Origin of the sequence: Fischerella muscicola PCC 7414 (assembly GCF_000317205.1) — a bacterium.
In the GTDB taxonomy this organism is placed as follows: domain Bacteria; phylum Cyanobacteriota; class Cyanobacteriia; order Cyanobacteriales; family Nostocaceae; genus Fischerella; species Fischerella muscicola.
The window spans coordinates 1-3,736 of the sequence record NZ_AJLK01000194.1 but is presented as its reverse complement, the minus strand read 5'-3'; the positions used below and the strand labels follow the sequence as shown (position 1 = coordinate 3,736).

At 38.6% G+C, this 3,736-nt stretch carries 2 protein-coding genes and 1 pseudogene; 2 read left to right on the top strand and 1 reads right to left on the bottom strand.

Annotated features, from left to right (window positions below; translation table 11 throughout):
- Positions 1–271: 271 nt before the first annotated feature.
- Positions 272–862 carry a DUF1802 family protein gene (locus UYI_RS0129870; RefSeq protein WP_016870357.1) on the bottom strand — a complete coding sequence of 197 codons (591 nt, stop codon included), beginning with the start codon at positions 860–862 and terminating at the stop codon, positions 272–274.
- Between the two features lie 750 nt (positions 863–1,612).
- Here UYI_RS0129870 and UYI_RS0129865 point away from each other — a divergent pair.
- Positions 1,613–2,161 (top strand): L,D-transpeptidase, encoded by a 549-nt coding sequence (locus UYI_RS0129865; protein WP_016870356.1) that lies wholly within the window; start codon positions 1,613–1,615, stop codon positions 2,159–2,161.
- Positions 2,162–2,241: 80 nt separating this feature from the next.
- A pseudogene (locus UYI_RS33710) lies at positions 2,242–3,201 on the top strand (aldo/keto reductase).
- Positions 3,202–3,736: the final 535 nt, after the last annotated feature.

The window sequence follows — 3,736 nt, the reverse complement described above, 5'->3', positions numbered from 1 at the left end:
CCTACTTACTTGCTTATTACCTGATGAGCTTTATGAAAATTATTAATTAAATTCATAAGCACGGCTAATCAAAAAATCGCCGCTGCCTAAACATTTCTAGTTGTGCTTTTAAAATAACTATAGGAATCCTATTTGATTCTTGCGAAGCTAGCTTCTTACCTATTGCTTATTGCCACACCTCTATAATTAAGTTCATGAACCAAATCGGATTGCTATAGAATTCTGCCTATTAATAATTTACATATAATTGTGTTCCCAAGCTCTTACTTTTTTAAACGCATGGTGCATAAAACTTGTCACCAACAATATTACGAATTTCTGCTACTAATTGACGGTAAGTAGAATCTGACAAAGCTGGTTCTGCTCCTTGTAAATTAATTGTTTCATCCAAATGAATCCATGATTTACAACCACCATATTCGGGTAGATAAGGGATTTCTCGAACTTGGGATAGATTGTATGTCCGTAGTAGCAAAATATATAACGGCTGAGGCGCTTTCCATTTGAGGCGATCACTAATAAAATGCTCGTTCCAAATATGAAAGGGAAGCAAAGCATTGACTATTAATTGATCACAAACTGGAAAAATATCGGTAATTTTTGCCCAACTGCCAATGCGAATTGTTTCTGGATGCCAGCCTGGTGTCACAGGATAAACAAGATTAGCATACTCAGGCTTGAGTAAAAAAGGCTGTTGATGTTCGTAAGTAGGGTAGAGCAAAATCTCGTCATGGACGACTTGAAAGCGTCCATTGCGTTCGTGAATACCGCCTTTACGAAGCAGCATGATTGTTTTGCCTGCTTCTAAAGCAGTGACGGCAACTGCCCATTCTTTGAGTGCGTGAAAAGTTGTAGTCACCATAAGTATCTACTTTAACTCTGATTTTATTTGACGCCAAGAGTAATGCAACATGCGACTATCTGTGGAAATTAATTAGGGAAAAATTATAGAAGAAACCTTTTTGCTTTAACTTTGGTGGATACTTGGTTTGCATTAATTCGTAGTGTTTTTAAACGCAAAGGATCGCAAAGGAAAAAGCAAAGAAGCGGAGAGTTTGGCTACATAAATTTCGCTATGAATGAATTTATGCAATTTTGTACTTATTTTGGGACATAAGAAAAAATCGATGAATCTGCTAAGGGTACTTTAACTGTCTAATTGCAAAAATATCTACCTCTTACCAGAAGACAGAGAATCAACTTGCACATTTATTCCTCCTGACACTCTCGAACTTTGCCTTGATACCGACGATACAAAATTTTATTTTGGTAACAGATCAATAATAAATATGTATTTTTTCTTACAACTTAATGTAATCAGACACTAACCTTGGGACAGAAGACCAATAAATCATTAGAGATAAGTATTTAAGAATAAATTTCCATATTTAGTAAACACTTCTAACTGACATTTCTAGTTCCATATAAGAGGATATCTAATATCAAGTTCGGCTAATTGCTTACGATATTATGCTTCGTTGTTGGGCATTGGGGAACTCGGGGTTCCCCTGGGGATAAGGGGGAGAGATTTTTCCCATTACCAATTACCAATTAGCAATTACCAATATTTTTACAATTCCCTTGGCAATTGAAGATTTGTTTGGAGAAAAAAATGAGCGGAAACCAAAATAGAAGTTTGCGTTCAACGCTTGCTAGTGTTGTTGTGATTGCTAGTGCCAGTACTTTACTAAATATTCTTATAGAAGCTCCATCCATTAGCACATCATACTCCCAAACTGAAGGAAAATCTACAGTCAATTCTATAAATCAGCCTATTAATTTAAAGATTGTTCTTAGCCAACGTCAAGTAATTCTCTATCGAGGCAAAACTAAAATTAAATCTTATCCGATTGCAATAGGTCGGCCAGGTTGGGAAACTCCAACCGGAAATTTCCAAGTACTTAATATGACCAAAAATCCCACTTGGTTGCATCCTTTTACGGGTGAGTCTATTCCAGGAGGAAGCCCTAAAAATCCTCTTGGCCGCTATTGGATTGGATTTTGGACAAATGGTACAAATTGGATTGGTTTTCATGGTACTCCTAATCCTGAATCAGTAGGTAAAGCAGCCTCACACGGTTGTATTCGTATGTACAACAAGGATGTTCAGGAATTATTTGAGCAGGTAAGTGTAGGAACACCAGTAACTGTAGTGCAATAGCTTGGCTAGTCCTCTTGAGCGATGATATACCTATCTTAAATGCGTAAGCTCAAAAAAGCATTATTAGTTAGGGTTTAAACATGCAAAAGCGACGCTTGGGTGCATCAGAAGTAAAAATTACACCTATCCTCATGGGGACTTGGCAAGCTGGCAAAAAAATGTGGGTAGGAATCGAAGATGTGGACTCAATTAAAACTATACGTGCAGCTTTTGAAGCTGGTATTACCACAATAGATACTGCTGAGGTATATGGTGACGGGCATTCAGAACGAATTGTTGCTGAAGCTTTATCTGATGTCCGCGATCGCGTCGAGTACGCCACTAAAGTTTTTGCTAACCATCTCAAGTACAATCAAGTTATGGAGGCTTGCGATCGCTCTCTCAAAAATCTCAAAACCGACTACATAGACCTTTATCAAATTCATTGGCCTTCAGGTGCGTTTAATAGCGAGATTGTCCCGATTGCAGAGACAATGGATTCTCTAAATCACCTGAAAGAACAAGGTAAAATTCGGGCTATTGGTGTTTCCAACTTTTCCCGCAGCCAATTAGAAGAAGCAGCTCAGTACGGACGTATTGATAGTTTACAACCGCCCTATTCTTTATTTTGGCGACAGGTAGAAAAAGATGCTATGCCGTATTGCGTGGAAAACAATATATCTATTCTTGCCTACTCACCATTAGCCCAGGGATTGTTGACAGGGAAATTTGGCCCCAATCATAAATTTGACCCAAAAGATAACCGTAATGATAACAAGCTATTTCAAGGAGAAAACTTTACTCGCGCTCAACAAGCTTTAGAAAAACTGCGTCCAATTGCACAACAGCATCAGTGTAGTCTAGCTCAATTAGCCCTAGCCTGGTTGATTGCTCAACCTCAAACTCAAGCGATCGCAGGCGCACGCTACCCAGAACAAGCACAAGATAATGCCAAAGCAGCAGCTATTTAACTTTCAGAAGCTGAACTGCAACAAATCGATGCTATTGGACGTACCGTCACTGATCATCTTGATGATAACCCTGTAATGTGGAGTTGGTGATTGATTGTTGGTGGTTGATCGTTGGTTGTTCCAAACAACAAACAACTACCAACTACCAACACATTTATCTTTTATATTGAGAAATTTAAAGACTCGTTAACTTCAGTTAAAAGGTACTTGCGACTAATTTTTAGGATGATAGATTAATAAGCAGGACACCAAACAAAGCACAACCAAACTGAATAGGGCAAATGACTTGGTGTCCCCCGTCAGAAGCCCAAGTAAGCTGTCAGCATAACAGTAATATAAAGTGGCATATTCTCCTAGTTAGGGGAAGCCAAATCCCAAAGCGGAAAAACAAGATTATGCTGGGTTTACTGCTAGTGATGTCCACCTTAGTTGTCTACTTTTTTAACGTCTGAACGATAACATCAACTTGATCACCAAAGAGTTTGCATAACCTGGTCCCCTTTGACCAGGTTTTTGCATTTTTAGTATTCATATCTTAGTATTCATAAATTTCTGCTTGGCTGAGACAAGGGAGAAAAAGCTTCCTCGTTTCAGCCATTGTTGCAAGCGAAGGAACCCGCCCTGA

Excerpts from the sequence above, each read along its gene's own strand:
- UYI_RS0129870 (WP_016870357.1), bottom strand. The coding sequence starts at position 862 with ATGGTGACTACAACTTTTCACGCACTCAAAGAATGGGCAGTTGCCGTC.
- UYI_RS0129865 (WP_016870356.1), top strand. The coding sequence starts at position 1,613 with ATGAGCGGAAACCAAAATAGAAGTTTGCGTTCAACGCTTGCTAGTGTT.